This is a genomic window from Metapseudomonas boanensis, assembly GCF_042232855.1.
GTDB classification, from domain to species: Bacteria; Pseudomonadota; Gammaproteobacteria; order Pseudomonadales; family Pseudomonadaceae; genus Metapseudomonas; species Metapseudomonas boanensis.
Map to the genome: position 1 here is coordinate 5,399,461 of NZ_CP113889.1, position 26,299 is coordinate 5,425,759.

The following is a 26,299-nucleotide window of genomic DNA, read 5'->3' on the forward strand; positions in this document are numbered from 1 at the left end:
GGGGCCGCATCCTTCTGTTGTCCCATCAACGCGCTCCGCTGGAGTGCAAGCGAGCCTTAGCATGCACACACCCAACCAATCCCCCATCTACCTCATAGCGCTGGGGGCCTTCGCCCTCGGTATGGCTTCCTACGTCACCGCCGGGCTGATCCCGATGATCGAGGCCTCATTCGCGGTATCCGTCGCGGTGGCCGCGCAACTGGTGACCGCTTTCACCCTGGCATATGGCCTGGGCTCGCCGATCTTCGTCGCCCTTACCCCGGCACATCGCCAGCGCACCGGCCTGCTGCTGGCGCTGGGCCTTTTCGTCATCGCCAACGCCGCCAGCGCGCTGGCCCAGGACTTCACCACACTGATGGTCTGGCGTGCCGTTGCCGGCATCGGCGCCGGCGTCTACCTGGCCATGGGCATCGGCGCCTCGGCCGCGGTGTCCACCCCGGAGCGCCGCGGCAAGGCCATCGCGATCATCATGGGCGGCATGGCCAGCGGCGTGGTGCTGGGCGTGCCGCTCAGCCTGCTGGTCGCCGAGCAGATGGGCTGGCAAGCGGCCCTGTGGCTGGTCACCCTGCTCGGCCTGGTGGCCTTCCTTGGCCTGCTGCTGAAGCTTCCGGCACTGCCGGCGGCCACCGCCACGACACTGGGCCAGAAACTGGCGATCCTCGGCGACGGCCATGTGCTGGTGATCCTGCTGGTGTCCTTGCTGGCCGCCATCGCCAGCCTCGGCATGTACACCTTCATCGCCCCGCTGCTGGCTGATCCGGTCTATGGCGCGGTGCGTTCGGTTACGCCCTACCTGTGGGTGTGGGGCATCGGCGGCGTGCTGGGTAGCTTCCTGGTCGGCCCTCTGGTGGACCGCATCAAGGGACCGGTCCTGACCTTTGCCATCATGCTGATCCTTGCTGTATCGCTGCTTGTGCTGCCGCTTGCGGCCGCCCTCAGCACCTGGTTGGTGATGCTGCCCATCGTCCTGTGGGGTGCCGTTGGCTGGGCCCTGCAGGTGCCGCAGAACAATGAACTGATCCTGGCGCGCCAGCCCCAGGGCGACGGCAATCTGGCCATCGCGCTGAACGAGTCGGCGCTCTATCTGGGCAGCGCCATCGGCGCAGCGGCAGGTGGTTTCGTGCTGCTGTTGCAGATGCCCACCTGGACCCTGGCCGCTTGCGCTGGCGGTGTAGCCACCCTGGGCGCCCTGCTGCAGATCGTCAACCTGCGTCGCCAGCGCAGCTGGACCTGCGACGTGCAGGCCGAACCCTACAACTGAATCACCCAAGGGAGGAAAGGCCGTGGAACTGCGCCACCTTCGCTGTTTCATCGCCGTCGCAGAGGAACTGCACTTTGCACGTGCGGCCGCGCGTCTGCATATCGAACAGTCGCCCCTCTCCAGGATCATCAAGGAACTGGAGTACCGCCTGGGCGTACAACTATTCGAACGGACGACGCGTCGCACGCGCCTGACCTGGGCCGGCAAGGTGCTGCTGGAAGAAGCCCGCCGCGTGCTGGCGGTCGTCGACCAGGCCAAGGCCAGCGTCAAGAGCGCCGCGGCTGGATACCGCGGGCGCATTCGAGTTGCGCTATCTGACGGTATCCCGCAGTCACGCCTGGCCGCCCTGCTCGCTCAGTGTCGCGAGGAGGAGCCCGAAGTCGAAATCTGCCTGTCGGAAGTCACCTTCACGGAACAGGTCAGAGGACTCAACGACGACCTGTTCGATATCGGTTTGGCTCAATCGGCGGAAGTCGGCGAGGGTCTGGCGGCCGAGCCAGTCTGGTTCGACCCGTTGGTGGTGGCAATACCTGCCCGCCATCCCTTGTTGACCTACCGCCACGTGCCACTCGACGAGGTGGTCCGCTATCCGCTGGTACTCTGCGATCCGCAAGTCTGCGAAGGTTTCTGGCAACAGCTACAGCAAGTGTTGGGCACCGTGGACACGCGGCTGACCATCGCTGATCGCGTGCCGACGCTGGACCTGATGATGGCGCTGGTGGCTGCAGGGTATGGGCTGGGCTTCTCTAGCCTGGCGCGTATCACCGAGCTCAACAATCCCGCCGTAGTAGCCCGGCCTCTGGCCGGCTGCCACGCAATGCTGACCACCTACCTGGTACGGCGCGAAGGCGAGCCGGCCGAGCAACTGGCTCGGTTCATCGGGCGGGTGAGTCCGACTGAAAGCCAGGCATTGCTCTCCGACGAGTCCCGAACGGTAGAGATTGCTTGATGGGCAAAGCCATCGATTCGAGCAGGACGTGAACAGCGATCTGGCTAAACAGCCGAAGATGCTTTTTGAACACGAAGGAAAGGTAGGAGAAACCCCATGACCAAACGCGATAACTTTTCTGAACAGGTCGAGGATTTCGACGGCCTGGTCGCAGCACATGAGGGCAAATTGACCCCGAACCCCCGGGTAAGTCGAACACAAACCAAACAGACTCACCACAAGCACGGGGATCGTCGTGTTGGTAAAAAGCTGAAAATGTCACAGTGAGCTTTGGCGCAATTAGTAATAGCAGCGACAGCCAGCCTCCAAAGTAAACCTGACAACTTCAATATCTAACGGGGTCGATGTAGCAACGCCTCGGTATAGCCGCTGGGCTCACCGTATTCCTCAGCCGTTCGAGCTGGATGTGTTCCGGCCATAGGCTCAACACACGCAATCATCCGCCCATCCTGATTGAATAATCCTCCTGCGAAACCTCCCACCCCTCTGGGGTGGGCTATCAAACTCCGCAATCTGTTGAACTTTGCATGGCATACCAGCTACGCAAACACCCACCGGAGTGCTCCATGAATCTCAGAAGAATCGGCGTGATAGGTGCCGGGACCATGGGCAGCGGCATCGCCCAGGTCTGCGCTTCCGTCGGACTGCACGTGACCCTGATCGATATCAGCGAATCAGCCTTGGCCTTTGGCTTAGCGGCTATGAAAGAGAACCTGCAACGTCAGGTCCGCCGAAACAAGATCTGCGAGGCCACGCGGGATGCGACCCTGAAGCAGATCCGGACTAGCATCGATTACGCCGTTCTGTCAGACACTGACCTGGTGATCGAAGCCACCACCGAAAGCCTCGATCTCAAGTTGCGCATTCTGCGTCAGATTGAGGAGGTGGTTTTGGCAGACACGATTATCGCCACAAATACCTCATCCCTTTCCATCACCCAACTGGCTGCAGTATTGAAACGTCCGGAACGTTTCATCGGTCTGCATTTCTTCAATCCGGTACCGGTCATGCAACTACTGGAGCTCATACGCGGCCTGCAGACATCTAATCAGACCCATTCGGCGGTGGATAGCTTCGCCAGGACGATTGGCAAGACGCCGATCGATGTCCAGAACGCGCCTGGGTTCGTGGTCAATCGCATCTTGATCCCAATGATCAACGAGGCGGTGTTCGTGCTGCAGGAAGGCCTAGCCACTGCGCAGGACATCGACAATGGCATGCAACTGGGCTGCAACCATCCCATCGGTCCCCTGGCCCTGGCCGACATGATCGGCCTCGACACCCTGCTCGCCATCATGCAAGCACTGCACGAAGGCTTCGGCGATCCCAAATACCGTCCCGCCCGGCTGCTGAAGGATCTGGTTGCGGCTGGCCATCTCGGTCGCAAGAGCGGCCGCGGCTTCCACAGCTACTGAATTACCTGCGGAGGTTTCAATCATGAATGAATACAGCGCGCCCCTGCGCGATATGCAGTTCGTCTTGAACGAACTGGGATACCTGGGGCAGGTGAATGAGTTGCCCGGTTGCGAAGAACTGGGGGCCGATCTAGTCGATGCCATCCTGGTTGAGGCCGGCAAGTTCGCTCAGGGTGTGCTCTCCCCCTTGAACGTCGTCGGCGACCGCGAAGGCGCGCGTTGGCGTGAAGGGGAAGTGACCACGGCAACAGGCTGGAAGGCGGCCTACGACCAGTTCGTCGAAGGTGGTTGGAACGCCCTCTCCTGCCATCCCGAATTCGGCGGTCAGGGCTTGCCGCGCCTGGTTTCAGCACTGGTGGAAGAAATGTGGAATGGCGCCAACGTGTCATTCGGCCTGTGCCCGATGCTCACCCGCGGGGCCATCGAGGCCATCGAACTATGCGGGTCGTCCTACCTGAAGGAAACCTACTTGCCGAAGATGATCAGCGGCGAGTGGACCGGCACAATGAACCTGACCGAGCCGCAGGCCGGTTCTGACCTCGCCGCTGTGCGCAGCCGGGCCGAGCCCCAGGAGGACGGAACTTATCGCCTGTTCGGCCAGAAAATATTCATCACCTACGGCGAACACGACCTGACCGACAACATCGTGCACCTGGTGCTGGCCCGCGTCCCAGGCGCGCCTGACGGTGTGAAAGGCATCTCGCTGTTCGTGGTGCCGAAGCTCCTGGTGGAAGCCGACGGCAGCCTAGGTGCGCGCAACGATGTGCGCTGCGCCTCCATCGAGCACAAGCTGGGCATCCATGGCAGCCCCACCGCCGTACTGGCCTTCGGCGACAACGAGGGTGCCCTGGGCTGGCTGGTGGGCGAAGAGAATCGCGGGCTGGAATACATGTTCATCATGATGAACGCCGCGCGCTTCTCCGTCGGCATCGAAGGGATCGGCTTGTCCGAGCGCGCCTACCAGCGTGCGCTCACCTACGCCCGCGAGCGGGTTCAGGGCACCGAGGCCGGCGCGAAGAGTCGCGACAAAGTGGCGATCATTCGCCATCCGGACGTGCGCCGCATGCTGCTGTCGATGAAATCCCGTACCGAGGCGATGCGCGCCATCGCCTGCGAAGTCGCCGCCGCAATGGATTGCGCCGAACGCCACCCCGACCCCAAACGCCGCCAGGAATGGCAAGCCTTCGTCGACCTGATGATCCCCGTGGTCAAGGGTTGCGGCACCGAGAACGCAGTGGACATTGCCTCGTTGGGCGTGCAAATCCACGGCGGCATGGGCTTCATCGAGGAAACCGGCGCTGCCCAACATCTGCGCGATGCACGCATCACGACCATCTACGAAGGTACCACCGGCATCCAGGCGTCGGACCTGGTCGGCCGCAAGATCGCCCGCGATGGCGGCAAGGCCATCGGCCTGGTAACCAAGCGCATGCGCTCCGTGATGGAACGCCTTGTCTGGGCCGATGATCCGCAGCTGCAGGACATCGCCAGCGCTCTGGCCAGCGCCGTGGTGGCGCTGAACGCGGCGGTGGAGTTCATCGTGGCGAACTTCAACGGACAGGCGCCTCGCGTTCTGGCCGGGGCGGTGCCATTCCTGGAGCTGTTCGGCACCGTGGCCGGTGGCTGGCAGATGGCCCGCTCGGCGCTTGCCGCCCATGGCCAGCTCAAGGCGGGAACCACCGACCAGGACTTCTATCGCGGCAAGCTGCAGACCGCACGCTTCTATGCCGAGCATCTGCTGCCACGTGCCGAGGGGTTGTCGCGGATCGTGATCCAGGGCGGCGACGCGGTTTCGGAAATGGAAGATTCGTTGTTCTGAGATTCCGCCGCCCGCCCCAAGCGGGCGGCGGGAAGGGGCCGGTGGGTGTCGACCGCCGGAACGGAGCTTTGGGCCGTCCTTGTGACGGCCTTTTTTTGGTTCTTCGCGGATTCAGGGGGAAGAGCGAGTTGACAGTCAGGGAAGTGGGTAGATTGGCAGTCGCCAAACACACCACCCCCCACGCCCTGCTGTCGCCGTGCATCCTATTGATCTTGCTGCTTTCTGGCCAGGCTACGAGGTCGTCGCCTGTCCCAATCCACTCACGACACCCTGCTAATCAGTCTTGAGCCCCAGGCCGAGCGCTTACCGATTTGCAGCCGGTGTGCCAAACCCAACCCGTTGATCCACGAGCAGCACATCCGCCAGATGCGGGGTCGTGACCCGCTGGATCAGCGTGTGCTGCTGCAACTGCCGGTGCGTCGTGTCGACTGCCTGTACTGCGGACGCGTATCTGAGCGGATGGACTGGCTGGCGCCGGCTTCCCGCCTTCCCCGGAAAGCATGATGAACCCCCAAAGGCACCCTGCATGGGGACTGTCCGTGAACCAGGAATCGTTCTGTCGCATCAGCCTGCAACACCTCCTTGGCGGACTTGTCGGGCGGAGTGACACATCGAAGGCGCGCGAAACCTTGTAGGAGCCAGCTTGCTGGCGAATGGCGAATGTTCGCCAGCAAGCTGGCTCCTACCGCCTATCCGGCTGTCAACTCGCATCTCCCCCTCATTCCGCGAAGGACCATTTTTTTGCCTATACAGTCAGATGCAGGTGCCGTAGGTTGGCGTAGAGCGAAGCGAAACCCAACGATTCATGGCCAGACTGCGCGCTGGGCTTCGCGCAGCTCAGCCGCAATGTCTGCAGGCGCGCCATGTACTTCCAGCCGGACGTGATGGGCAGGCTGTTGGCTGTTTCGCCATCGCAGCTGCAGGATTGCACAGCAATGCAGCCATCGCTGCCCCGTTTCGCAATCATGTCGTTGAGCGTACAGGCGTCCTGCAAGTTGCGCTCGAACTAGCCGGCGGAGTTGTACACGCGGATGGACCGGAAGACGTCGACCAGGACGTCCTTGACCAACAGTCGAACGGGGATTGCTCCGTCGTTACGCGCCTGTGTCAGCAACGCATTCAGCATTTTCTTCAGGACCGCCTGATCCCAGGACGACATCTCGAAGCGCCTGGGACCGTTCTGCTGTGTTGCTGTGATGTCTCGGACGTCGATCAGTCGATGCGCTGGATTTTCGGTGCCTTCCAACGGCCATTGAGGGCTTCGGGCTTCGGCCAGTACAGGCGGCCAGCGATATAGAACGGGCCGTCCGGCGCGGGTAGCCAGTTGGCTTCATGAGCCCTGCCCGGCGACTGGTGCTGGATGTACAGGGTCAGGCCGCCATCGGCATCGCGCTTCAGTTGCGGCAGCATCGGCGAATTGATCAGGTAGCGCTGCAGCGGGTTGGCGACCAGCAGTCGCGAGGCGTCGTACAGGGTCAGCGACCAGAACGCGTTGACCGGGGGCAGTTGGCCGGGGGCGAAACGCAAGGTGTAGCGATGGCGCGAGGCATCCAGTTTCTGCCCTTCGGCGTCGAGGTAGAACGGCGGATAGATGGTCTCTTCCTTGTCGTTACCATAGAGGCCGGTGACCGCCGCGCGCATCCGGTACAAGTAGTTGTTGCCGAGGAATTCGCGGCTACCGAGGAAACGCGTCGTGGAGACTTCGCCTCGCGCGACCCGCTGGCCAAGGGCCTCGAAGTCCCGCCAGGCGTCGGCGATGCCGGCCGCGATGGCCTCGCGGATATCCGCCGACAATGCCTGAGCATCGAAGATCAGGCCAGGGCCGATGCCCAGCCGTGCGAAGCGCTCCATCAGGCCCCGTTCGGAAGGATGGGTCGGGCAGTAACCGAGAACGAAGTTCAACTGGTTGAAGATCTCCAGGCTGCTGCGCTCTGCTTCGGCGCTGAGCGGCACGCGGAAGTCGACGGCAGGTACCGCGGCCGGCGCCGGCTGGCCGAGGAACGCGGACAGCGGCTGTACTTTGTAACCGGCCTGCACCCTTTTCACGTTTTCCAGGTCGTCCGGGCCCTTCAGCTGGGTGCGGTAAAACACGAAGGCAAACTTGGTCTCGGAACGGAACACACGGTCGATACCGGGCGGGACAGTGCCCTGCCAGTCCGGCCCGGCGAGCAGGAAGGTGCCGCCGCCGTTACCGGTGGTACGGCTGCCGACGTAACCGAAGTTATGGGTGTACGCGTCGACGAACTGCGCCGAGTAATAACGCCCCTTCTCCACCGCTGGCATCGTCAGCACCAACGGTTCGCGGCGCAGGTCCGCGCCAAGTTGGGAGTACGGCGTATCGGCATTGGGCGTCGGATAGGCCTTGTCGTCCGGCGTGTAGATGCGCGCGGTGTTGTGCAGGGTGTTCCAGGGCGCCTTGAACTCCGGATGCTGCCGGTCCTGGAAGTAGGTGTATTGCACGCGGTAGTTGTCCACCAGAGGGAAACCGTAGATGTAGGCTTCCTTGGCGATGGCACGAGCCTCGGCGGGCGTCAGAGCGGTTGCGCTGGATACAGAGGCATGGGTGAGGAATGCAAGGAGTGCGACCACGAGGGTGCGCCTGAGATTGTTCTTGTTCACGAGGAACTCCTTGTAGCGAAACGGCAAGGCGCAGGCGCCCCGCCTTTTCATTTTTTTGGCCGGCGATCGGTAGGCCGCCATTCAAGGACGCGGAGTGCGGCATCGCCTTCCGGCCGATATGCATGACAGGTACCGATGGCCCAGTGGGTGGGCATCTCGAAGTCGGGGTCGCGGTCAGCGCGCTCGCGCAGACGCTTCTGCACCACGGGCGCCAGGGTCTGGATGGCGGTAGTGGCCATGGGACCGAGGAGTTCGGTGAGGTGAGTGCACCCCTTCATGCCGCCAACCCGCTCGGCCACTCGCTTCTTGAACCCCGGGCCGATGCTGATGCCCACCAATGCGGCGTAGGCCTGGTTGATATGGCTGCATACCGGAGTGGGTGCCTGTTCGGAAACGGCTTCGATCCGCTGGATCACCAGCTTGCGATCGAGCGTCATGCGGATACGCATCTGGTGCAGCACGCCATTGGCGGGAATGACCCCATAGGGGAACTCGGTGTCGACCCCCTTGGTATCCAGCAGCCGTCCCTCGACCTCGAACAGCCCGTCGTCACGTTCATAGCCGGTGCAGGTCACCTGGCGGGTATGCAGCAGACGACGGCTGACTGTTTTCTCTTCCATGCAACAGCCCTCTTGAAAGAAGGGGCGCCTATGCGCCCCGTCAGTCACCTCAGACGTTGCCGAGGCCGCCGCCGCAAACCAGAACCTGGCCGGAAACGTAGTCGGATTCCGGAATGCAGAACAGGTAGATGGCGCCTGCCGCTTCCTCGGGTGTGCCCGGACGGCTCAGCGGGATCATGGTCTTCGACTGCTCGACGATGGCCGGACTGATGCCGACCTTGATCTCGCGGCCTTCGATATTGATGTAGTTCGGATCGCCCTCCACCGGCTGGGTCTGGCGGGTCTCGATATGGCCGAAGGCCACGGCGTTGACGTTGACCTTCATGCGCCCCCACTCCTTGGCCAGGCATTTGGTCATGCCCAGCACGCCGGCCTTGGCGGTGGAGTAGTTGACCTGGCCCGGGTTGCCGCTCGCGGATACCGAGGACACGTTCACCACCTTGCGGTTGACCACGCGTCCCTCGGCGGCCTCTTTCTTGGCCATGGCGCTGATGATCGGCTGGGCGGCGCGCAGGATGCGGAAAGGAGCGGTGATGTGGCAGTCGATGATGGCGTACCACTGCTCGTCGCTCATCTTCTGGATCACGTTGTCCCAGGTGTAGCCGGCATTGTTGACGATGATGTCGATGCCGCCGTAGCTGTCCACCGCGCTCTTCACGAAGCGGTCGGCGAAATCCACGGCGGTGACGCTGCCGACGCAGGCGACGGCTTCGCCGCCGGCGGCACGGATTTCCGCGACCACTTCTTCGGCCGGGCCGGCGTCCAGGTCATTGACCACCACGCGGGCGCCATCGGCAGCCAGTTTCAGGGCGACGCTGCGGCCGATTCCACGGCCGGAACCGGTGACCAGGGCGACTTTGCCTTCGAGTTTTTTCATGGGTTGTTCCTTGTTCTTTTGGGGTTCAGGTGAGAGCCACGACGGCTTCGCCGATCAGTTTTTCTTCGCCGTACTGGTTGCCGCAGCGGATCGCCAGACGCACGCGCCGCTCGCCATCGGCCTCGAATTTCTCGATGACCTTGCCGCTGCAGGTTGGGATGTGGCCCAGCTGGGTGATGCCGGTGAAGCGCACCGAGAGGCTGCGGATCTGCGTTTGCGGCACCCAGGCGGTGAGCAGGCGGCCGAGGTAGGCCACCGAGAGCATGCCGTGGGCGAACACATCGGGCTGACGTGCCTTACGAGCAAAGTCGAGGTCGATATGCACCTGGTTGTGGTCACCGGATGCGCCGGCATACAGCGCCAGCGTGGTGCGGTTGATCGCGGGCAGCGTCAGCGGCGGCAGTTCGGTGCCGATCTGCAGCTCGTCGAATAGGGGAAGGCTCATTGCACGATCCTCAGCGCTGCACGAGGGAGGAACGGATATCGGCGATGTGCCGGCCGTCCTGGTTGGTGACCCGGGTCTCCTGGACCACGAAGGTCAGCGCCCCACCCTTCTTCTCGTAAACGTCCACCACCCGCGTATCGAAGGTCAGCACATCGCCGGCATAGGCCATGCCGTGATAGGTGAAGCCCTGCTCGGCATGCAGGATCCGGCCGAGGTCAAAGCCGAATATGCCTTCGACTATGTGGTTGGAGTCACGCCCTTCGGCTTCCAGGCACATCAGAAAGCTCGGCGGTACCGGCAATGAGCGGTGTCCGGCGGACCTAGCGGCGGCTTCGTCGGTGTAGACCAGATCGGTTTCGCCGATGGCCTTGGCGAAGAAGCGCAGGCGACCCTTCTCGACTTCGGTGGTGGTCACCCCCAGGGAACGGCCGATCAGACTCTTGTCTGCCATGTCATGGAGTCCTCGAGTGAGTTGAAACGCGCGCCCACCAGGGGCGCGCACTGGCTTCAGCCGCGACCGAAGAGGGTCACGATGCCGGCGCCACCCAGGCCCAGGTTGTGCTGCAGGGCGTGCTGCAAGCCTTCGACCTGGCGGGCGCCGGCCGTGCCGCGCAGCTGATGGGTCAGCTCATAGCATTGGGCAAGGCCCGTGGCGCCCAGCGGATGGCCCTTGGAGAGCAGGCCGCCGGACGGGTTGATCACCACTTGGCCGCCATAGGTGTTGTCGCCGTCCATCACGAACTTCTCGGCGCCGCCTTCCTGGCAGAAGCCCAGGCCTTCGTAAGTCAGCAGTTCGTTGTGGGCGAAGCAGTCGTGCAGCTCGCAGACGCGGATGTCTTCCGGGCCGACCCCGGCCTTCTCGTAGACCTCCGTGGCGGCCTGGCGGGTCATACCGACACCGACGATGCTGATCAGCGAAGGCGGGTCGAAGGCTTCCGGCTGATCGGTCACCAGGGCCTGGGCCAGGATGGTCACGTCGGTGCGCAGGCCGTGCTGCTTGGCGAAGCGCTCGGACACCACGATTGCCGCAGCACCGCCGCAGGTTGGCGGGCAGGCCATCAGGCGGGTCATCACGCCGGGGAAGATCACCTGGTCGGCCATCACTTCCTCGGTGGTTACCACCTTCTTGAACACCGACAGCGGGTTGTTGGCGGCATGGCGGCTGGCCTTGGCGCGAATGGCGGCGAAGGTTTCCATCTTCGTGCCGTACTTCTGCATGTGCTCAAGGCCCGCGCCACCGAAGAACTTGAGGGCGTCAGGCATTTCACGGCCCTGGGGGAAGATCGCATCGGCCACTTCGTGACCCTTGCCGTAGGTGATCGGGCGATCCAGCCAGTGGGACTTCAGCGCTCCCGGCTGCATCTGCTCGAAGCCGAAGGCCAGGGCGCAATCCACTGCGCCGCTCTCCACCGCCTGGCGCGCCAGGTACAGCGCGGTGGAACCGCTGCCGCAGTTGTTGTTGACGTTGATCACCGGAATGCCGCTCAGCCCGACCTCATAGAGGGCCGACTGGCCGCTGGTGGAGTCGCCATAGACGTACCCGGCATAGGCCTGCTGGACCTTGCCGTAGTCCAGGCCGGCATCCTGCAGCGCCAGGCGGATGGCTTGCGCACCCATCTCGATATAGGTACCGCTCTGGCCAGGCTTGGCAAACGGAATCATGCCGACACCGGCGACATAGACTTTCTGCGACATCACTTTCTCCAAGGTCAGGTGACAAGGTCTGGGATGCGCTTCTGCGCCCGATGGCGAATGCAGCACCCCTTGGACCGATGGTTGCCCAGCGACGAACAGCCACGCCCCCCCTCGTGGAGGGGGCGTGAACATGCGCGGCCAAGGGGGGATGGCGAGGGGTGCGACGGGAGGGGAAAATCCCCCCCTACTGGAGGGGGATGGGTGGGGGACACCGGGGATAGCGTGTGCTTGCGGTCCTGAAAAAAACAAGAAAGACTCCATAGAGGAACCAACACGTGACACACGCAAGACATGCAACCTCATTGAATCAGCGGGCGCCGGCCAGTGGTTCCCCCCGCGGCCTGGCGGCCTTCCCTCCCCGGCTCCTGGCGGCCGCGGTGGCCCTCGGCACCTGCGCCAACGCAGGGGCGGTCAGCTTCCAACTGGGAGAAATCGAAGGGCAGTTCGACTCGTCCATTTCCGTCGGCGCCAGCTGGGCGGTGCGCGGACCGGACCCGATGTTCATCAACTCCGCCAACACCCAGGGGCTGCGTGGCAAGTCAGCCACCCGGACCGCCGACGACAACCGCAAGAACTTCAAGAAAGGCGAGACCTTCTCGAAGATTTTCAAGGGTGTGCATGACCTGGAGCTGAAGTACGGCGACAGTGGCGTGTTCGTGCGTGGCAAGTACTGGTACGACTTCGAGCTTAAAGACGAGCACCGGCTGTTCTACGACATCGACGACAGCGGCCGTGACGACCTGGCCAAGGCCTCCGGCGCCGAGTTCCTCGATGCCTTCGTCTACCACAACTACAACCTGGGCGACCTGGCCGGCAACGTGCGCCTGGGCAAGCAGGTGGTGAGTTGGGGCGAGAGCACCTTCATCGGCAACTCGATCAACAGCATCAACCCCATCGACGTCGCCGCCCTGCGCCGTCCGGGTGCCGAGGTAAAGGAAGGCCTGATCCCGGTAAACATGTTCTACATCTCCCAGGGCCTGACCGAGAACCTCACTGCCGAGGCCTTCTACCAGCTGGAGTGGGACAACTCGGTAGTCGACAACTGCGGCACCTTCTTCGGCTCCGACCCCCTACCCCAGGGCTGCACCGACCGCCTGGTATTCGCCGGCCCTGACCTCGCCCCGGGCGTTGCCAGCAACACCGCGACTGCCAGGCAGATCCTCACCAACGCCGTGGTGGACGACGTCTACATGCCGCGCCTGGAAGACAACGACCCGCGCGACAGTGGCCAGTACGGCGTGGCCCTGCGCTGGTTCGTGCCCGAGCTGAACGACACCGAGTTCGGCTTCTATGCCATGAACTACCACAGCCGTAACCCTTACCTGAGCTTCAAGCAAACCACCGTGGCGCCGATTACCGCAGCACAGCTCGGCGCCCTGCCGCCGGCCGCACGCCAGGTCGCCGCCGTGCAGAACCAGTTCGACCGGGTCCGTGCCGCGCGCTACTTCGTGGATTATCCGGAGGACATCCGCCTGTATGGCGTGAGCTTCCAGACCACCCTGGGCGCGACCTCCGTGGGTGGCGAGCTCAGCTACCGGCCGAACATGCCCCTGCAGATCAACACCGCCGACCTCAACCTGGCCGCGATCCAGTCCACGGACACCGACTTCCGCACCCAGACCTCACCGGTCTTCACCAGCGGCGAGACAGCCCAGGCCCTCGGCGGTGACCTGCCAGGCTACAAGCGCATGCCGGTCATGCAGGCGCAGGTAACGGCCACCCAGTTCTTCGACCAGGTCATGGGCGCCAGCCGCCTGACCCTGGTGGGCGAAGTCGGCTACAACCGCATCAACGGCCTGGGCGACGCCGACGGCACCGACATCCGCTTCGGCCGTAGCCCGGTCTATGGCGCGGGCCAGTTCCCCGGCACCCAGAACACCACTGTCTGCGCCACCTCCACCAACCCCCAGAAGGAATGCAACAGCCATGGTTTCTACACCACGGATTCCTGGGGTTATCGCGTTCGCGCCAAGCTCGATTACCCGAACGTGATCGCCGGCATCAACCTCTCCCCCAACCTGGCCTGGTCCCATGACGTCGACGGCTGGGGACCGAACTTCGAAGAGGGCGCCAAGGCCGTCAGCGTCGGACTGGATGCCGACTACCTGAACACCTACACCGCGAGCCTCAGTTACACCGATTTCTTCGGTGGCAACTTCAACACCAGTACTGACCGCGACTTCGTCTCGCTCAGCTTCGGCGTGAACTTCTAAGCCGAAACCGGCAGAGGGTAATTCCATGAAAGCAAGCATGATCATCAAAACCGGCGCCCTGGCGCTGTCGCTGCTGGCCACCAGCGTCATGGCCGCTGTTTCCGAGCAGGAAGCGGCCCAGCTGGGCACGACCCTGACCCCATTGGGTGCGCAGAAGGAAGGCAACGCCGACGGCAGCATCCCAAGCTGGGACGGCGGCCTCAAACCCGGCGCCGCTCCGGTGGACGCCAAGGGCTTCCTCGGCGATCCGTTCAAGGACGAGAAGCCGCTGTTCACCATCACCGCGGCCAACGCCGAGCAATACAAGGACAAGCTGACCCCCGGCCAGCTGGCGATGTTCAAGCGCTACGCCGACACCTACAAGATTCCGGTGTACCCGAGCCACCGCACCGCCTGGGCGCCGTCGAACATCTATGACGCAGCGAAGAAGAGCGCCACTGGCGTGCAACTGGTCAGCGACGGCAATGGCCTGGGCAACTTCTCCGACTCGCGCTACTACGCCTTCCCGATGCCGAAGAATGGCGTCGAGGTCTACTGGAACCACGTGACCCGCTATCGCGGCGACAACATCCACCGTTGGGCGGTGCAGGCCGTACCCCAAGTCGATGGCGCCTACACCATCGTCGAGACCGAAGACCAGAACAGCTTCCCGCAGTTCATGGACGGCGTGAACGCGGAAGAAGCGAAGAACGTCCTCTACTACTACATCTTCGCCGTCAACGCGCCGGCACGTCTGGCCGGCACCGTGTCCATGGCCCACGAGACCATCGACCAGGTGAAGGACCCGCGCAAGGCCTGGACCTACAACGCCGGCCAGCGCCGCGTACGCCGCGCGCCCCAGCTCGCCTACGACGCTCCCGGTCTGGCCGCCGATGGCATGCGTACCTCCGACAACGCCGACATGATGAACGGCTCGCCGGACCGCTATGACTGGAAGCTGATCGGCAAGAAGGAGATCTACATCCCCTACAACAACTACAAGCTGCAGTCCCCGAGCCTGAAGTACGCCGATATCGTCAAACCCAGCCATATCAACCAGGACCTGACTCGCTACGAGCTGCACCGCGTGTGGCACGTGCAGGCCACTCTGAAACAGGGTGAACGGCATATCTACGCCAAGCGCGACATGTACTTCGACGAAGACAGCTGGGTGCTCGCCGAAGTGGACCACTACGACGGTCGCGGTCAGCTCTGGCGGGTGGGCGAGAACTACACCTACACCCACTACGAGAAAGGCCTGAACGCCCCCGCGGCCCAGGGCTTCTACGACCTGATCGCTGGCCGCTACATAGTCGCCGCCATGAGCAACGAATCGAAGCTCGCACCGCAGTATGGCCACCGCACCAAGATGTCCGAATTCACCCCCGCCGCCCTGCGCAACGCAGGTATTCGCTGACCTCGTGAGTTGAAGCAAGAACAACGCCCCGCACCTGCGGGGCGTTGTTCATTCTGCCGCGCAGCCTCCGGGGGATATCGACGAGCACGCTTCCGTAGGTTGGTGTAGAGCGCAGCGAAACCCAACAAACCAGCACGGGCCTTTCATGTTTGTGCGCCAGCCTGACACTGCCCCCGCCCTGCGCCCCAGCCTGATCGCTTCGCGCTCAGTCGTTCTTCGGCACCAGAAGCAGTACTTCCGAAAGCGTGCCTCTTCACCCCAGAGGTAGAGGGGTGACTCGCGCCGGCATCAGCTCAGCAATCCTGAAGCCCAAACCAGCCTGAAATGTTGTAAATCGGGTGGGGCGGCGACTTCGCCCCTTCAGGAGGCCGAGTGAATCATTTCAGCAGCATGGATGCCGCGAGAGGCATGTGGAGCCATGGATGGCCCCTCTCGCCGTGCCCCCGGAGCGACGATGGAGGGTACCCCTGCGCAGCCGGGGCCGGATGCAGGGGCAAGCGTTCTGGTTCCTTTTGGGCGTTTGTGTTTGCAAAAGGGACTCGCCCGGGAAGGCGAAACCAGAAACATCCGCAGAACTCGGCAATCAGCTTGGCTCAGGACTTTCTAGCAACACTTAACGCAAACATAGCCTCACTCGCGAACAGGAGGTGTGCACAGCTATGACCGCACTACAACCCGGAATACCGATCCATCAACTCGCCCATGCGCTCCAAGTACTCGCTGCGGCCCAGATGTAGGATGTGGTTGCCGGGGAACCAGTGCAGCGCGCTGCCCGGCCAGTGCCGCTGCAACAGGCGCAGGTGGCGCGGCATGGTCACCCGGTCACCAGCGCCGCCGATTATCAGCATGCACTGACCGTCCATGGGCGAGGCGTAGGTCAGCGGATTGTGCACCGCGAGCAGGCCACGCATCTCGGCGACCCCCACCCCCTGGCAGCGCATTAACCGTGACAACAGCAGGCCGGTGGGTTGCCATTCGAGGAACGTGTCGATCGGGCTGACCGCCGGCACGATCGGAATGCAGTACGCCAGGCGATCGTCGACGGCCGCCAGCAGCGCCGCGGTGTAGCCACCCAGGGAAATGCCCGCCACACCGATCCGCTCAACGCCGCGCTTCTGCAGGTAGTCGATGAACACGCGCAGGTCGTGGATCGCATGCAAGGGCGCCTCGTTGAAGGAAACGAGGCCGCTGCCGAACAGCCCCTGGCCGCTGAACCAAGAGCCCCGCTCGGCGCGCCGACCATGGTGCGGGTAGGTGAACAGCAGGATGTCGTAGCCGCGCTGGTAGAAATCGGCCAGCGACAGTGCATGAGAATTCAGCCAATGCGAGTCCGCCGCGAAGCCATGGATGACGATCAGTGTCGGCCGGGGCCGGTCACCGTGGCACCAGTGCTGGGCATGGGCGCGGGCATTGCACTGCATGGCCTCGAAGCGCGGCCGAGCGTAGGGATTCAACGGTTGGAAAGGACTGGCGAAGCTCAGCTGGAGTCGCCGGATTCCCTCCCCAGACAGCTCCCGCGCTTCGACGACGATTCCTCCGGATGGGGGCAGGAACACCCGCGAAGGGTCCCCCGCCCGCGCCAGCGGTTCGTAGAAGCGCAAGGCGTCGAACTCTTCCTGCATGCGGCTGCCGCCTTTCAGCGATGCCAGCATTGCGGCGGCGACCGTGGTCGACAGCGAAGTGCGCATGGCCCGCTCGACCGCCGCAGTGCCATGGACCTTCAGCGGGTGCATGGAATCCAGGGCGGTCCCGTCCGCATGCAGCCAGAAATCCTCCGGCAGCCGTTCCCACCAGGGGCTGCGCGAACGGTCCGCCACCCTCTCGCCTGCACACCTCTCTTCGTTCAACACGCGGATTCCCCCGGAAAAGTCCAGCCTATCGCCCCACCGACCGACACCGGGGCGTTCTACGGTGGCGACAGGTTAGAGGCAGGCCCGGCGCGCTCATCCCCCCGAATAAGGGGGGACGGGTTGCACCTGCGAACGATGAATATGGCGTACCCGGGTGAGGAGAGGCCTGACGCCTCGCTCGCCAGGTCGATTGATCCAGCCGCTGGATCAACCTCAGCCACCACCTTGCGGGTACCCCAACGATGAGCAAACTCAGCGGGCAAGATGCGCTGTTCCTGAAAGTCGACAGGCCCCATGCGGCCTCGCACTGCACCATGATCTACATCTATGACCAGTCCACCGTGGAAGGAAAGCGCCTCGGGTTCCGCGAGATCGTCCGGCATATTTCCGATCGCCTCGATGTTTCGCCGGTGTTCCGCCGCAAGATCGTCCAGGTCCCTTACGGGCTGGGGTATCCGTACTGGGTGGAAGACGACCTTTTCGACATCGACTTCCACGTCCGCCACTTCGCCCTGCCCAAGCCTGGCGACTGGCGGCAGTTCTGCATCCTCGTGTCGCGCATCCACGCCCGTTCGGTGGACCTGGCCCGCGCGCCCTGGGAGATGTATGTCATCGAAGGGCTGGACAACATCGAGGGTATTCCCAAGGGCAGCTTCGCCATCCTCACCAAGTCGCACCATGCCGCCATGGATGGCACCGCCGCGGCGGAGCTGACCTGGGCCCTGCACGACATCGCCGGCGCCCAGGGCAAACCCGTCGCGGTAGTTCCCGACAAGCCGGAGACTAGCCCCCACCGTCAACTCTGGGGACCGCTGGACACAGTCAGCCGCATGCTCACCGACAACATTTCCGCCTCAGCGCGGATGGCCCTGCCGCTGGCCCGGGTGCTGCCCAAGCTGGCGGTGGCTGGGCTGCGTTCGATGGCCCGTTCGGTGCTGACCTCCAGGAGTGGCGCACCCCGCACGCGCTTCAACACCAATGTCACCGCCGCCCGGGTCTGGAACTCGGTCACCCTTGACCTCGCAACGGTGAAGCAGATCAAGGCCCTGGTGCCGGGGGCGACGGTCAACGATGCGGTCCTGGCCATCATCGGCGGAGCGATGCGCCGCTACCTGGAGGCGAACGACGAACTGCCGGACAAGTCGCTGGTGACCCTGGCGCCGGTCAATACCCGTCAGGGCGGGGAAGCCTCCGCCAGCGGCAATACGATCTCGATGGTCACCTTCCCCTTGTGCACCGATATCGATGACCCGCTCCAGCGCCTGGGAGCGGTTTACGCGGCCACCTCGGAGTCCAAGGAGATCCAGCACGGGATCGGTGCCGAAGACTTGACCAACCTGCAGAAATTCGCGCCGCCGGCCACCCTCGGCCTTGCTGGCCGCCTGGCCACCCTGATGGGCGTCGGCGGCAAGGGGCCGGTGATCCTGCACAACTGCATGGTGACCAACGTTCCCGGCCCCAACGTGCCGCTCTACATGCTCGGCGCCAAGCTCGTCTATTGGTGCGGCGTTGGCCCGCTGGTGGATGGCCTTTCGCTGATCTGGAACCCCACCAGCTACTGCGGAAAGATGTTCGTCTCCCTGACCAGTTCGCCCAACGTGGTGCCCGACCCGGACTTCCTCGCGCAGTGCCTGAAGGACTCATACGAGGAAATGCGCGGGCTGGCGGCAATCAACGAAAAGCCGGCGGCTAAGAAGCGGGCGGCTCGGCGATCGTAGGATGGGTTGAGCCTGCGATACCCATCCACCATTCCTGATGGGTTTCGCCTCGCTCAACCACATCCTACGGAATCAGCAGGTAGCCCGTCATTGCTGCGAAAACAAAAAAGCCGATCCGGAATCCGGATCGGCCTTCTTCGTTGCCCGCACCTTACTCGAAAATCACCTTGCAACCGCTCTCGCCCCAGACGTCCACCTTGTCCTGGTAGCGGTCCTCGACCAGGTTGCGACGAATCTTCAGCGTCGGCGTGAGCAAGCCGTTGGCGATGCTCCAGGGCTCACGGACGACCACCAGGCACGCCAGTTGCTCATGAGGCTCGAACTGGGCATTCACCTCCGCGAGGAATACCTCCAGCTCGGTGGCCACGGCATCACGGCCCTCGGCGCTGGCCAGGGTGGCGCGGGTATCCGGCGACACGTTGAGAAGTGCCAGAGGCTGCGGCAGACCGACGCCAGTCACGCAGGAGGCCTCGACGCGCGAATGGTTGCCGAGCTTGGCCTCAATGGGCACAGGGGCGACGTATTTGCCCTTGGCCGTCTTGAACAGCTCCTTGACCCGGCCGGTGATGCGCAGGCGCCCTTGCTCGTCCAGTTCGCCACGGTCGCCGGTACGGAACAGACCGTCGGCGGTGTAGCTCTCGGCGGTCAGCTCGTCCTGCTTGTAGTAACCAAGCATCTGCGCGGGGCTCTTCACCAGGATTTCGCTGTTGTCGCCGATGCGGCACTCGACGCCTGGAATCGCGGCACCAACGTAGCCGACGCGCACCTGCCCCGGCAGGCTGAAATGCGAGGTGCCAAAGTTCTCCGACATGCCGTAGCCCTCGAGCAGTTCCAGGCCCAACTGGCGGTACCACTCCATCACCTTGACCGGCAGCGGCGCCGAGCCGGAGAGGCCGGTGTGCACCTGGTCCAGGCCCAGGGCGGAAAGGATCTGCGCCTTCATCAGTTCGCCCTCCACCGGATCGGCGAAGGCGGCAGCCTGGACAGCCGCCGGAATCCGCTCGTTGATGCCCTGGTAGAACTTGCCCCACAGGCGCGGCATGGACAGGAAGATGGTCGGGCGCGCACGGCGCAGGTCTTCGCTGAAGGTTTCCAGGCCGAAGTTGAAGAACACCCGGCAGCCGCTGAACAGTGACACAGCTTCCACCACTGCCCTTTCGGCGGTATGGGCGAGCGGCAGGTAGGACAACAGACGGTCGCCTGATTGTGGCCCCCGGCCCTTGTCGTACATGCAGCCGGTCACCGCCGGAGCGTTGTACATGCTGCCGAAACTGTGCATGACACCCTTGGGATTTCCGGTGCTGCCAGAGGTGTAGATGATGGTGGCCAACTCGCCCGGCTCCGACAGGACTACCCGTTGCAGTGGCGCGAAGGCAGCGACGATGCGTTCCCAGGACTCGCCCTCGCCGCAGGCCGACATCGGCAGGTCGATCAGCGGCAGGCCGGCGGGAACCCCTGCACGAATGGCGCTCCAGCCGGCGGTATCGCCATCCAGACGACCGACGAACAGCAAGCGCACCTCGGCATGTTGCAGAACGTAGCGCACGGTGTCGGTATTGGCGGTCGAGTACAGCGGGACGCTGATATGCCCAGCCATCCAGATCGCCAGGTCGGCGATTATCCAATGAGCGGTGTTCTTGCCGAAAATACCGATGGAGGATCGTGGCGGCAGGTCGAGGGAAACCAGGTAGGCGGCCATCCGCCGGGCCTGGTCGCCGACCTCACGCCAGCTGTAGTCGACCACGCTGCCGTCCGGCAGGGGCTGGGTCAGGTAGATGGCATCAGGCGTGCTGCTCTCCCAGCGGAGGAAGCGGTGCAACAGCGTAGGGTGCTCATTGTTCTTGTTCATGGCGTGTCCTGCGTCTGAAGGGTGATGTACCACCCATTGAAATTGTTCTGTTGGGCGGCGAAAGAAGCGCCGCGTCGGCTCACTCGCGCTGATAGAGGGTGGTCACCACCGTGCCGTCTGCCCCGGTCTGGTGCTGCAGGGCGATGCGCGCATCGGCGACCTGACGCCGGCCGGCGTTGCCACGCAGGTGATGCACCAGCTCGATGCATTGCGCCAGCCCGCTCACCGTCGGTGCCTGGCCCAGCGAGAGCAGGCCCCCGGAAGGATTGACGACCAGGTTGCCACCATAGGTGTTGTCGCCATCTTCGACCAGTTTTTCGGCGCTTCCCTCGGGGCAGAAGCCGAGTGCCTCATACAGCAGTAGCTCGTTCAGGGTACTGCTGTCGTGCAGTTCGCACACCTCCACCTCCTGCGGCCCCCTGCCCGCTTGCTCATACAACTCCCGCGCGGCGGCGACGTTGACCTCATAGCCGATGCAAGCGAAGGCTGATGCCGAACCGAAACCGGACACCTGAACAGGCGAAACGCAGGCCTGGGCGATGATCCGCACCACAGGACGATTGCCACGGCGACTGGCGAATTCGCTCGAACACAGCACAACGGCCGCAACGCCGGAGGTGGGCCAGGCGAACTGGGGATGGGTAAGCGGCTCGGCGATGGTGCTGGCGTCCAGCACGTCATCGAGGGTCAGCGGGGACGTGAACACGGCCAGGGGGTTGAACTCGGCATGCTGACGCGCCTTGACCGCAATCATGGCGAAGGTTTCCCGACGCGTCTGGTAGCGCGCCACGTACGCCCGCGCCGTCGCACCAAGGCGCTCAAGCACAGTGCCCAGGTCTGGCAGCGGTGCCGGTGCGCCCTGCACACCCAGCACCAGCACGCATTCGGCCAGACCCAGTTCGATGGCCTGGCAGGCCTGGTACAGGAGGGTGCTGTTTTCCTCGTCTTTCGGCAAATGCTGGAGCGGCACACGCCCCAGCCCCGTCTGTTCGAGAGCCCGCTGCAAGGTCCCGCCATCCATCAATCCCGAGGCGGAGAAGACGGTTCCAATATCCCGCGCGGACAATCCTGCATCCGCCAGCGCCTGCCGTGCCGTCTCGCCGACCTGGGCGGTCGGGTTGGCGCTCAGCGAGGCCGGGCTGAAGGGGGACATGCCTACGCCAATCACATTGACGCAATGTTGCATCGTGCTCTCCTGAAATAGAAAGCTGCCGCTTCCGGGGCTCGGAAGCGGCAGATGGCCAAGGGGTCAGGCCGGCACTTGCTCGAATATCTCGACCGAACCGCCCTTGAGCACTACTACGTCACGCTCAACGGCGCGGGTCTCGAACACGACGCGAGTCGGCGACTCGCGCCACATGCGGGTTTCCAGGGTATCGCCCGGCATCACGATGGCTGCGAAACGCACGCGGATGCTCTTGAACAGACGCGAATCGTTGTTGCAGAACGCCTTGATCACATGGCGACCGGCGTAGCCGAAGGTGCACAGGCCATGCAGGAAAGGCTTCTCGTAACCGGCCTTGGCGGCATAGTCCGGATCCACGTGCATCGGGTTCCAGTCTCCGCACAGGCGATACAGCAGCGCCTGGTTGACGTCAGTCTTCTCGGCGATCACCGCATCGGCTGCGCGCTCGGGGAGTGCCTCGGCCGGCGCGCTGGCTACCCGTTGCAGACCAGCGCCAGGAACACCTACGTAGAAGCTGGTGAACTCGTTGTAACACAGCGGAGTACCGTGCTCGTCAGTGGTATGGATTTCCAGCACGCTGACCGAACTCTTGCCCTTGTCGAGGGCCTGCTTCAGCCGCATGGTGTGCTTGAGCTTGGCGGCCGGTGGCAGCGGACGGTACATCTCGGTGTACTGCTCGCCGTGCAGTCCCTTGGCGAACGGTAGCTCCAGCCCTTCCAGAGTCGGTTTGCCGGCAAGGATCGCCTTGAGGAACACCTGGGTTGCCGGCAGCACTGCCATAGTCGGCAGCACTCGAAACTCCTCGCCCTTGAACTCGTTGATGTAGAGCAGCTCGGTGCGATCCAGCGGGTCCTTGGCGGCGCCAACGGCCAGGGCATAGAGCGCGGCGTCGGTCTGGGTGTACTCGGTTTCCAGGGTCGCCACGGCGTTGGCCGCGACTTCCATATCCACGTACTGGTTGCCACCGACGGCACGGGACTCCATACGCTCGAACAGCTCTTTGAAGCTTTCGCCGCCGTTGGCAGGGTGAACGCTGTGTTCGTCGAAACGGGTGATGCGCTCCCAGTTGTCGCGCACCAGCTCCGGGCTCAGCGAGTCGGTATGCAGGAAGCGGCCCTGGGAACGTTCCCAGCGGTACTTGGCGTGGAAGCCGCCACCGACTTCGAACAGGCCGCCGGTATCCTGGCAGTCTTCGCTGCACAGCCAACCCACCAGCGGTGCAACGTCTTCCACCTTCAGCTTGGCATGCAGCTCTTCAGGGAAGATGCCGCTGGCGATCACCATGCGCGAGGCGGCGATCGGCGCGATGGTGTTGACGCGGATGTTCTTGCTCGCGCCTTCGATGGCCAACGAGTTGGCGAAACCGATCAGGCCAGACTTGGCGGTGGAGTAGTTACACTGACCGAAGTTGCCGAAGATGCCGGCACCGGAAGCGGTCATCACGATGCGGCCGTAGCCCTTGTCGCGCATGATCGGCCAGACGGCGTGGGTCAGGCGGAAAGCACCCTTCACGTGCACATCCTGGATCAGGTCCCACTGCTCTTCGGTCATCTTGTGGAACGAGGAATCGCGCAGGACGCCGGCGTTGTTGATCAGGATGTCGACGGTGCCGAAGGCCTCCAGGGCGGTGGCGACGATTTTCTCTCCCTCGGTCACCGAGTTGTAATCGGCCACGGCCTCGCCGCCCAGGGCGCGGATTTCGGCGACCACCGCATCGGCGGCGGCGGACGAGCTGCCCACACCTTCGGTGGTCACGCCTAGGTCATTGACCACGACCTTGGCGCCACGAGAACCCAGCAGCAGGGCATGGGCACGACCCAGGCCGTTGCCAGCGCCGGTAACGATGGCGACTTTGCCGTCGAAGCGAATTTGTTGAGACACGTTTGCGCTCCTCTCCTGAAGAGATGGTTGTTATCGCGACGCAGGGCACCGGAGCCCGGCCGTCCTGCTGGACGAGCCGGCGCGGCTACCGATTGCGACCGCAGGTAGGCTGAAGGTCCCCCTCACAGGGTGCGGGCGATGATTTCCTTCATGATTTCGTTGGTGCCGCCCCAGATGCGGTTGCCCCGCGTGTCGAGGTAGAGCCTCGCAATGGGGTACTCGGTCATGTAGCCGTTGCCGCCGTGCAGCTGCAGGCAGGCATCGACAACCCGGCTGCTCAACTCCGCGGTCCAGTACTTGGCCACCGCCGCCGTTTCGGCGCTCAGCTCGCCGCGCAGCAACAGTTCCATGCAGCTGTCGATCCAGGAGCGGCCGATCTGCACTTCGGTCTTCAGTTGCGCCAGGGTGAAGCGCGAATTCTGGAAGTCGAGTACCGGCTTGCCGAAGACGATGCGCGTGCGGGTGTACTCGACCGTGTGCTCAAGGGCCGCCTCGGCCTGGGCCTGGAAGCCCACGGCGCCGATGATGCGTTCCCAGGCCAGGTCGTGCATGAGCTGGTAGAAGCCCTGCCCTTCAACCCCGCCGAGGACGTTCTCAGCCGGCACGCGGCAGTCGTCGAAGAACAGCATGCTGGTGTCCTGGGCGTGCAGGCCGATCTTCTCCAGTGGCTGGGAACGGGCGAAGCCCTCGCGCTCCTTTTCCACGATGACCAGCGAGATGTCCTTGGCGCTGCCGCTGTTGCCGGTCTTGCACACCACCAGCGCCAGGTCGCAGGAGGCGCCGTTGGAAATGAAGGTCTTGGAACCATTGAGGACGAACTCGTCGCCCTCGCGCACAGCGCGGGTCCTGACCGCCTGCAGGTCAGAACCGGTGTTGGGTTCGGTCATGGCGATGGCGCCCACCGCCTCACCGGCGATCATTCTCGGCAGCCAGGCCTGCTTCTGCGCCTCGGTGCCGTAGTTGAGGATGTAGAACGCCACCAGGCCGTGAACACCGAAGCCGATCAGGCCGGTGGCACCCACGCGCATGAATTCCTCGGCGAAGATCATGTCGAACAGCCGGTCGGCGCCGGGACCACCGTATTCCTCGGGCATGGAAGGCAACAACATTCCCAGCTCACCGGCCTTGCGCCAGACCTCGCGAGGGACGCACTTGTCCTTCTCCCACTGGGCATGGAAAGGCGCGACCTCTTCCTCCATGAACCGACGGCAGGCGCGGCGGAACTCTTCGTGCTCGGAGCTGAACAGGGTACGGGGGATCAGATATTCCATTGCGTATTCCTCTGCGACCCGGATCAGAGCGTGCGCCCGACCAGATCCTTCATGATGTCGTTGGCGCCGCCGGCGATGCGCAGGACGCGGTGATCGAGGTAGTGGCGGGCAACCGGATACTCGAGCATGTAGCCGTTGCCGCCGTGCAGCTGGACGCACTCGTCCACCACCTTGGTGTAGAGGTCGGAACACCACAGCTTGGCGGCGGCGGCCGCCTCGGGGCTGAGGCTGCGCGCCAGGCACTGTTCCATGCAGCGGTCGACGTAGTTCTGCGATACCGCCAGCTGCATCTTCAGGTCGGCCAATTTGAATCGGGTGTTCTGGAAGGCGAAGATCGGCTTGCCGAATACGGTGCGGCCCTTGGTGTATTCCAAGGTGCTCTCCAGCACCGCCTGGGCGCCGGCGACGCTGCTGATGGCGATGGACAGGCGTTCCCAGGCCAGCTCCTTCATCAGTTGGATGAAGCCCCTCCCTTCCACACCTCCCAGCAGGTTCTCCCTGGACACGCGAACGTCCTCGAAGAACAGCATGGTGGTGTCCTGGGCATGCAGGCCGACCTTGCGCAACGGCTTGGATTTGCTGAAGCCCATGCGGTCGGCTTCCACCAGGATCAGCGAGATATCCTGGGCGCCCTTACCCGAGGTGCCGGTCTTGGCAACGACGACGACTATGTCGCAGTTGGTTCCATTGGAGATGAAGGTCTTGGCGCCATTGATGACGTACTCGTCACCGTCCAGCACCGCGCGTGTCTTGACCGCCTGCAGGTCGGAACCGGTATCCGGCTCGGTCATGGCCACGGCGCCGATGGCCTCGCCTGCCGCCATCTTCGGCAGCCAGGCCTGCTTCTGTGCCTCGTTGCCGAAGTTCACCAGGTAGCCGGCGACGATGTCGTGCACACCAAAACCGATCAGGCCCGATGCCAGGCCCGCGCGGTAGATCTCTTCGGTGGCGACCATCGAGAAACGGCGGTCCAGTCCCAGGCCGCCATAGGCTTCCGGGGTGGTGGCATTGAGCATGCCCAGCTCGCCGGCGCGCTTCCAGATTTCGCGGGGAACCCGATGATCCTCTTCCCACTGCTCCAGCCGGGGAGCGCACTCCTCCGCCAGGAAGCGTCGCACGGTGCTGCGAAACTCCTCGTGCTCGTGGTCAAACAGGGTACGCGGAATCATGGGTGGTTCTCCTCGGCTCAATCGTTCTGCCCCCCTTGCGGGCGGCTCTGGATCGATCATAGGAGG

21 protein-coding genes are annotated in these 26,299 nt (G+C 63.7%); 8 read left to right on the plus strand and 13 right to left on the minus strand.

Going from position 1 to position 26,299, the window contains the following annotated elements:
- The first annotated feature begins 61 nt into the window (after positions 1-61).
- The 5 genes from OXH74_RS25090 (at position 62) to OXH74_RS25110 (ending at position 5,444) form a co-directional block, all read left to right on the plus strand.
- On the plus strand, positions 62-1,261 hold the full coding sequence (locus OXH74_RS25090) for an MFS transporter (RefSeq protein WP_375739353.1): 1,200 nt from the start codon (positions 62-64) through the stop codon (positions 1,259-1,261).
- 22 nt (positions 1,262-1,283) lie between these two features.
- Positions 1,284-2,210: a LysR family transcriptional regulator gene (locus OXH74_RS25095; RefSeq protein WP_375739354.1), complete on the plus strand. Its 927-nt coding sequence runs from the start codon at positions 1,284-1,286 to the stop codon at positions 2,208-2,210.
- Positions 2,211-2,306: 96 nt separating this feature from the next.
- A complete protein-coding gene (locus tag OXH74_RS25100) occupies positions 2,307-2,477 on the plus strand; it encodes a hypothetical protein (RefSeq protein ID WP_375739355.1) in 171 nt (56 codons plus the stop codon).
- 299 nt (positions 2,478-2,776) lie between these two features.
- A complete protein-coding gene (locus OXH74_RS25105; protein ID WP_375739356.1) occupies positions 2,777-3,625 on the plus strand; it encodes a 3-hydroxybutyryl-CoA dehydrogenase in 849 nt (282 codons plus the stop codon).
- A 22-nt stretch (positions 3,626-3,647) separates the two neighbouring features.
- On the plus strand, positions 3,648-5,444 hold the full coding sequence (locus OXH74_RS25110; RefSeq protein ID WP_375739357.1) for an acyl-CoA dehydrogenase: 1,797 nt from the start codon (positions 3,648-3,650) through the stop codon (positions 5,442-5,444).
- Positions 5,445-6,450: 1,006 nt separating this feature from the next.
- Here OXH74_RS25110 and OXH74_RS25115 read toward each other — a convergent pair.
- The 7 genes from OXH74_RS25115 to OXH74_RS25145 are packed head-to-tail and all read right to left on the minus strand — an operon-like array spanning position 6,451 to position 11,700.
- On the minus strand, positions 6,451-6,603 hold the full coding sequence (locus OXH74_RS25115) for a hypothetical protein (protein ID WP_375739358.1): 153 nt from the start codon (positions 6,601-6,603) through the stop codon (positions 6,451-6,453).
- Between the two features lie 53 nt (positions 6,604-6,656).
- A complete protein-coding gene (locus tag OXH74_RS25120; RefSeq protein ID WP_375739359.1) occupies positions 6,657-8,063 on the minus strand; it encodes a DUF1254 domain-containing protein in 1,407 nt (468 codons plus the stop codon).
- Positions 8,064-8,110: 47 nt separating this feature from the next.
- A complete protein-coding gene (locus OXH74_RS25125) occupies positions 8,111-8,683 on the minus strand; it encodes a DUF2889 domain-containing protein (protein ID WP_375739360.1) in 573 nt (190 codons plus the stop codon).
- A gap of 49 nt (positions 8,684-8,732) precedes the next feature.
- The gene (locus OXH74_RS25130) at positions 8,733-9,560 is read right to left on the minus strand and encodes an SDR family NAD(P)-dependent oxidoreductase (protein WP_375739361.1); all 828 of its coding nucleotides are present in this window, start codon (positions 9,558-9,560) and stop codon (positions 8,733-8,735) included.
- 25 nt (positions 9,561-9,585) lie between these two features.
- Positions 9,586-10,005, minus strand: a complete 420-nt coding sequence (locus tag OXH74_RS25135) for a MaoC family dehydratase (RefSeq protein ID WP_375739362.1) — start codon at positions 10,003-10,005, stop codon at positions 9,586-9,588.
- A gap of 10 nt (positions 10,006-10,015) precedes the next feature.
- Positions 10,016-10,456: a MaoC family dehydratase N-terminal domain-containing protein gene (locus OXH74_RS25140; RefSeq protein WP_375739363.1), complete on the minus strand. Its 441-nt coding sequence runs from the start codon at positions 10,454-10,456 to the stop codon at positions 10,016-10,018.
- A gap of 56 nt (positions 10,457-10,512) precedes the next feature.
- The gene (locus OXH74_RS25145) at positions 10,513-11,700 is read right to left on the minus strand and encodes a lipid-transfer protein (protein WP_375739364.1); all 1,188 of its coding nucleotides are present in this window, start codon (positions 11,698-11,700) and stop codon (positions 10,513-10,515) included.
- Positions 11,701-12,002: 302 nt separating this feature from the next.
- On the opposite strand from OXH74_RS25145, the gene OXH74_RS25150 reads away from it, so the two are divergent.
- Together OXH74_RS25150 and OXH74_RS25155 are read left to right on the plus strand one after the other, a co-directional pair.
- Positions 12,003-13,913: a DUF1302 domain-containing protein gene (locus OXH74_RS25150; protein WP_375741683.1), complete on the plus strand. Its 1,911-nt coding sequence runs from the start codon at positions 12,003-12,005 to the stop codon at positions 13,911-13,913.
- A gap of 25 nt (positions 13,914-13,938) precedes the next feature.
- Positions 13,939-15,309 carry a DUF1329 domain-containing protein gene (locus OXH74_RS25155; protein ID WP_375739365.1) on the plus strand — a complete coding sequence of 457 codons (1,371 nt, stop codon included), beginning with the start codon at positions 13,939-13,941 and terminating at the stop codon, positions 15,307-15,309.
- A 668-nt stretch (positions 15,310-15,977) separates the two neighbouring features.
- On the opposite strand, the gene OXH74_RS25160 is transcribed toward OXH74_RS25155, so the two are convergent.
- Positions 15,978-17,126 carry an alpha/beta hydrolase family protein gene (locus OXH74_RS25160; protein ID WP_375739366.1) on the minus strand — a complete coding sequence of 383 codons (1,149 nt, stop codon included), beginning with the start codon at positions 17,124-17,126 and terminating at the stop codon, positions 15,978-15,980.
- Positions 17,127-17,401: 275 nt separating this feature from the next.
- Between OXH74_RS25160 and OXH74_RS25165 the strand changes: the two genes are divergently transcribed.
- Positions 17,402-18,877: a wax ester/triacylglycerol synthase family O-acyltransferase gene (locus tag OXH74_RS25165; RefSeq protein ID WP_375739367.1), complete on the plus strand. Its 1,476-nt coding sequence runs from the start codon at positions 17,402-17,404 to the stop codon at positions 18,875-18,877.
- A gap of 151 nt (positions 18,878-19,028) precedes the next feature.
- Here the strand turns inward: OXH74_RS25165 and OXH74_RS25170 are convergent, their stop codons facing one another.
- From OXH74_RS25170 to OXH74_RS25190, 5 genes are all read right to left on the minus strand, one after another.
- Positions 19,029-20,726, minus strand: coding sequence for an AMP-binding protein (locus OXH74_RS25170; protein ID WP_375739368.1), 1,698 nt, complete (start codon positions 20,724-20,726; stop codon positions 19,029-19,031).
- Positions 20,727-20,805: 79 nt separating this feature from the next.
- Entirely contained in the window at positions 20,806-21,912 is a 1,107-nt protein-coding gene (locus OXH74_RS25175) for a lipid-transfer protein (protein WP_375739369.1), read from the minus strand.
- A 63-nt stretch (positions 21,913-21,975) separates the two neighbouring features.
- On the minus strand, positions 21,976-23,793 hold the full coding sequence (locus OXH74_RS25180) for an SDR family NAD(P)-dependent oxidoreductase (protein ID WP_375739370.1): 1,818 nt from the start codon (positions 23,791-23,793) through the stop codon (positions 21,976-21,978).
- Between the two features lie 122 nt (positions 23,794-23,915).
- A complete protein-coding gene (locus OXH74_RS25185) occupies positions 23,916-25,055 on the minus strand; it encodes an acyl-CoA dehydrogenase family protein (protein WP_375741684.1) in 1,140 nt (379 codons plus the stop codon).
- A gap of 32 nt (positions 25,056-25,087) precedes the next feature.
- A complete protein-coding gene (locus tag OXH74_RS25190) occupies positions 25,088-26,233 on the minus strand; it encodes an acyl-CoA dehydrogenase family protein (RefSeq protein WP_375739371.1) in 1,146 nt (381 codons plus the stop codon).
- Positions 26,234-26,299 lie beyond the last annotated feature (66 nt).

Coding starts and splice junctions, on each gene's coding strand:
- OXH74_RS25165 (WP_375739367.1), top strand. CDS start 17,402: ATGAGCAAACTCAGCGGGCAAGATGCGCTGTTCCTGAAAGTCGACAGG.
- OXH74_RS25110 (WP_375739357.1), top strand. CDS start 3,648: ATGAATGAATACAGCGCGCCCCTGCGCGATATGCAGTTCGTCTTGAAC.
- OXH74_RS25155 (WP_375739365.1), top strand. CDS start 13,939: ATGAAAGCAAGCATGATCATCAAAACCGGCGCCCTGGCGCTGTCGCTG.
- OXH74_RS25175 (WP_375739369.1), bottom strand. CDS start 21,912: ATGCAACATTGCGTCAATGTGATTGGCGTAGGCATGTCCCCCTTCAGC.
- OXH74_RS25190 (WP_375739371.1), bottom strand. CDS start 26,233: ATGATTCCGCGTACCCTGTTTGACCACGAGCACGAGGAGTTTCGCAGC.
- OXH74_RS25115 (WP_375739358.1), bottom strand. CDS start 6,603: ATGTCGTCCTGGGATCAGGCGGTCCTGAAGAAAATGCTGAATGCGTTG.
- OXH74_RS25170 (WP_375739368.1), bottom strand. CDS start 20,726: ATGAACAAGAACAATGAGCACCCTACGCTGTTGCACCGCTTCCTCCGC.
- OXH74_RS25125 (WP_375739360.1), bottom strand. CDS start 8,683: ATGGAAGAGAAAACAGTCAGCCGTCGTCTGCTGCATACCCGCCAGGTG.
- OXH74_RS25100 (WP_375739355.1), top strand. CDS start 2,307: ATGACCAAACGCGATAACTTTTCTGAACAGGTCGAGGATTTCGACGGC.
- OXH74_RS25140 (WP_375739363.1), bottom strand. CDS start 10,456: ATGGCAGACAAGAGTCTGATCGGCCGTTCCCTGGGGGTGACCACCACC.
- OXH74_RS25105 (WP_375739356.1), top strand. CDS start 2,777: ATGAATCTCAGAAGAATCGGCGTGATAGGTGCCGGGACCATGGGCAGC.
- OXH74_RS25145 (WP_375739364.1), bottom strand. CDS start 11,700: ATGTCGCAGAAAGTCTATGTCGCCGGTGTCGGCATGATTCCGTTTGCC.
- OXH74_RS25130 (WP_375739361.1), bottom strand. CDS start 9,560: ATGAAAAAACTCGAAGGCAAAGTCGCCCTGGTCACCGGTTCCGGCCGT.
- OXH74_RS25135 (WP_375739362.1), bottom strand. CDS start 10,005: ATGAGCCTTCCCCTATTCGACGAGCTGCAGATCGGCACCGAACTGCCG.
- OXH74_RS25090 (WP_375739353.1), top strand. CDS start 62: ATGCACACACCCAACCAATCCCCCATCTACCTCATAGCGCTGGGGGCC.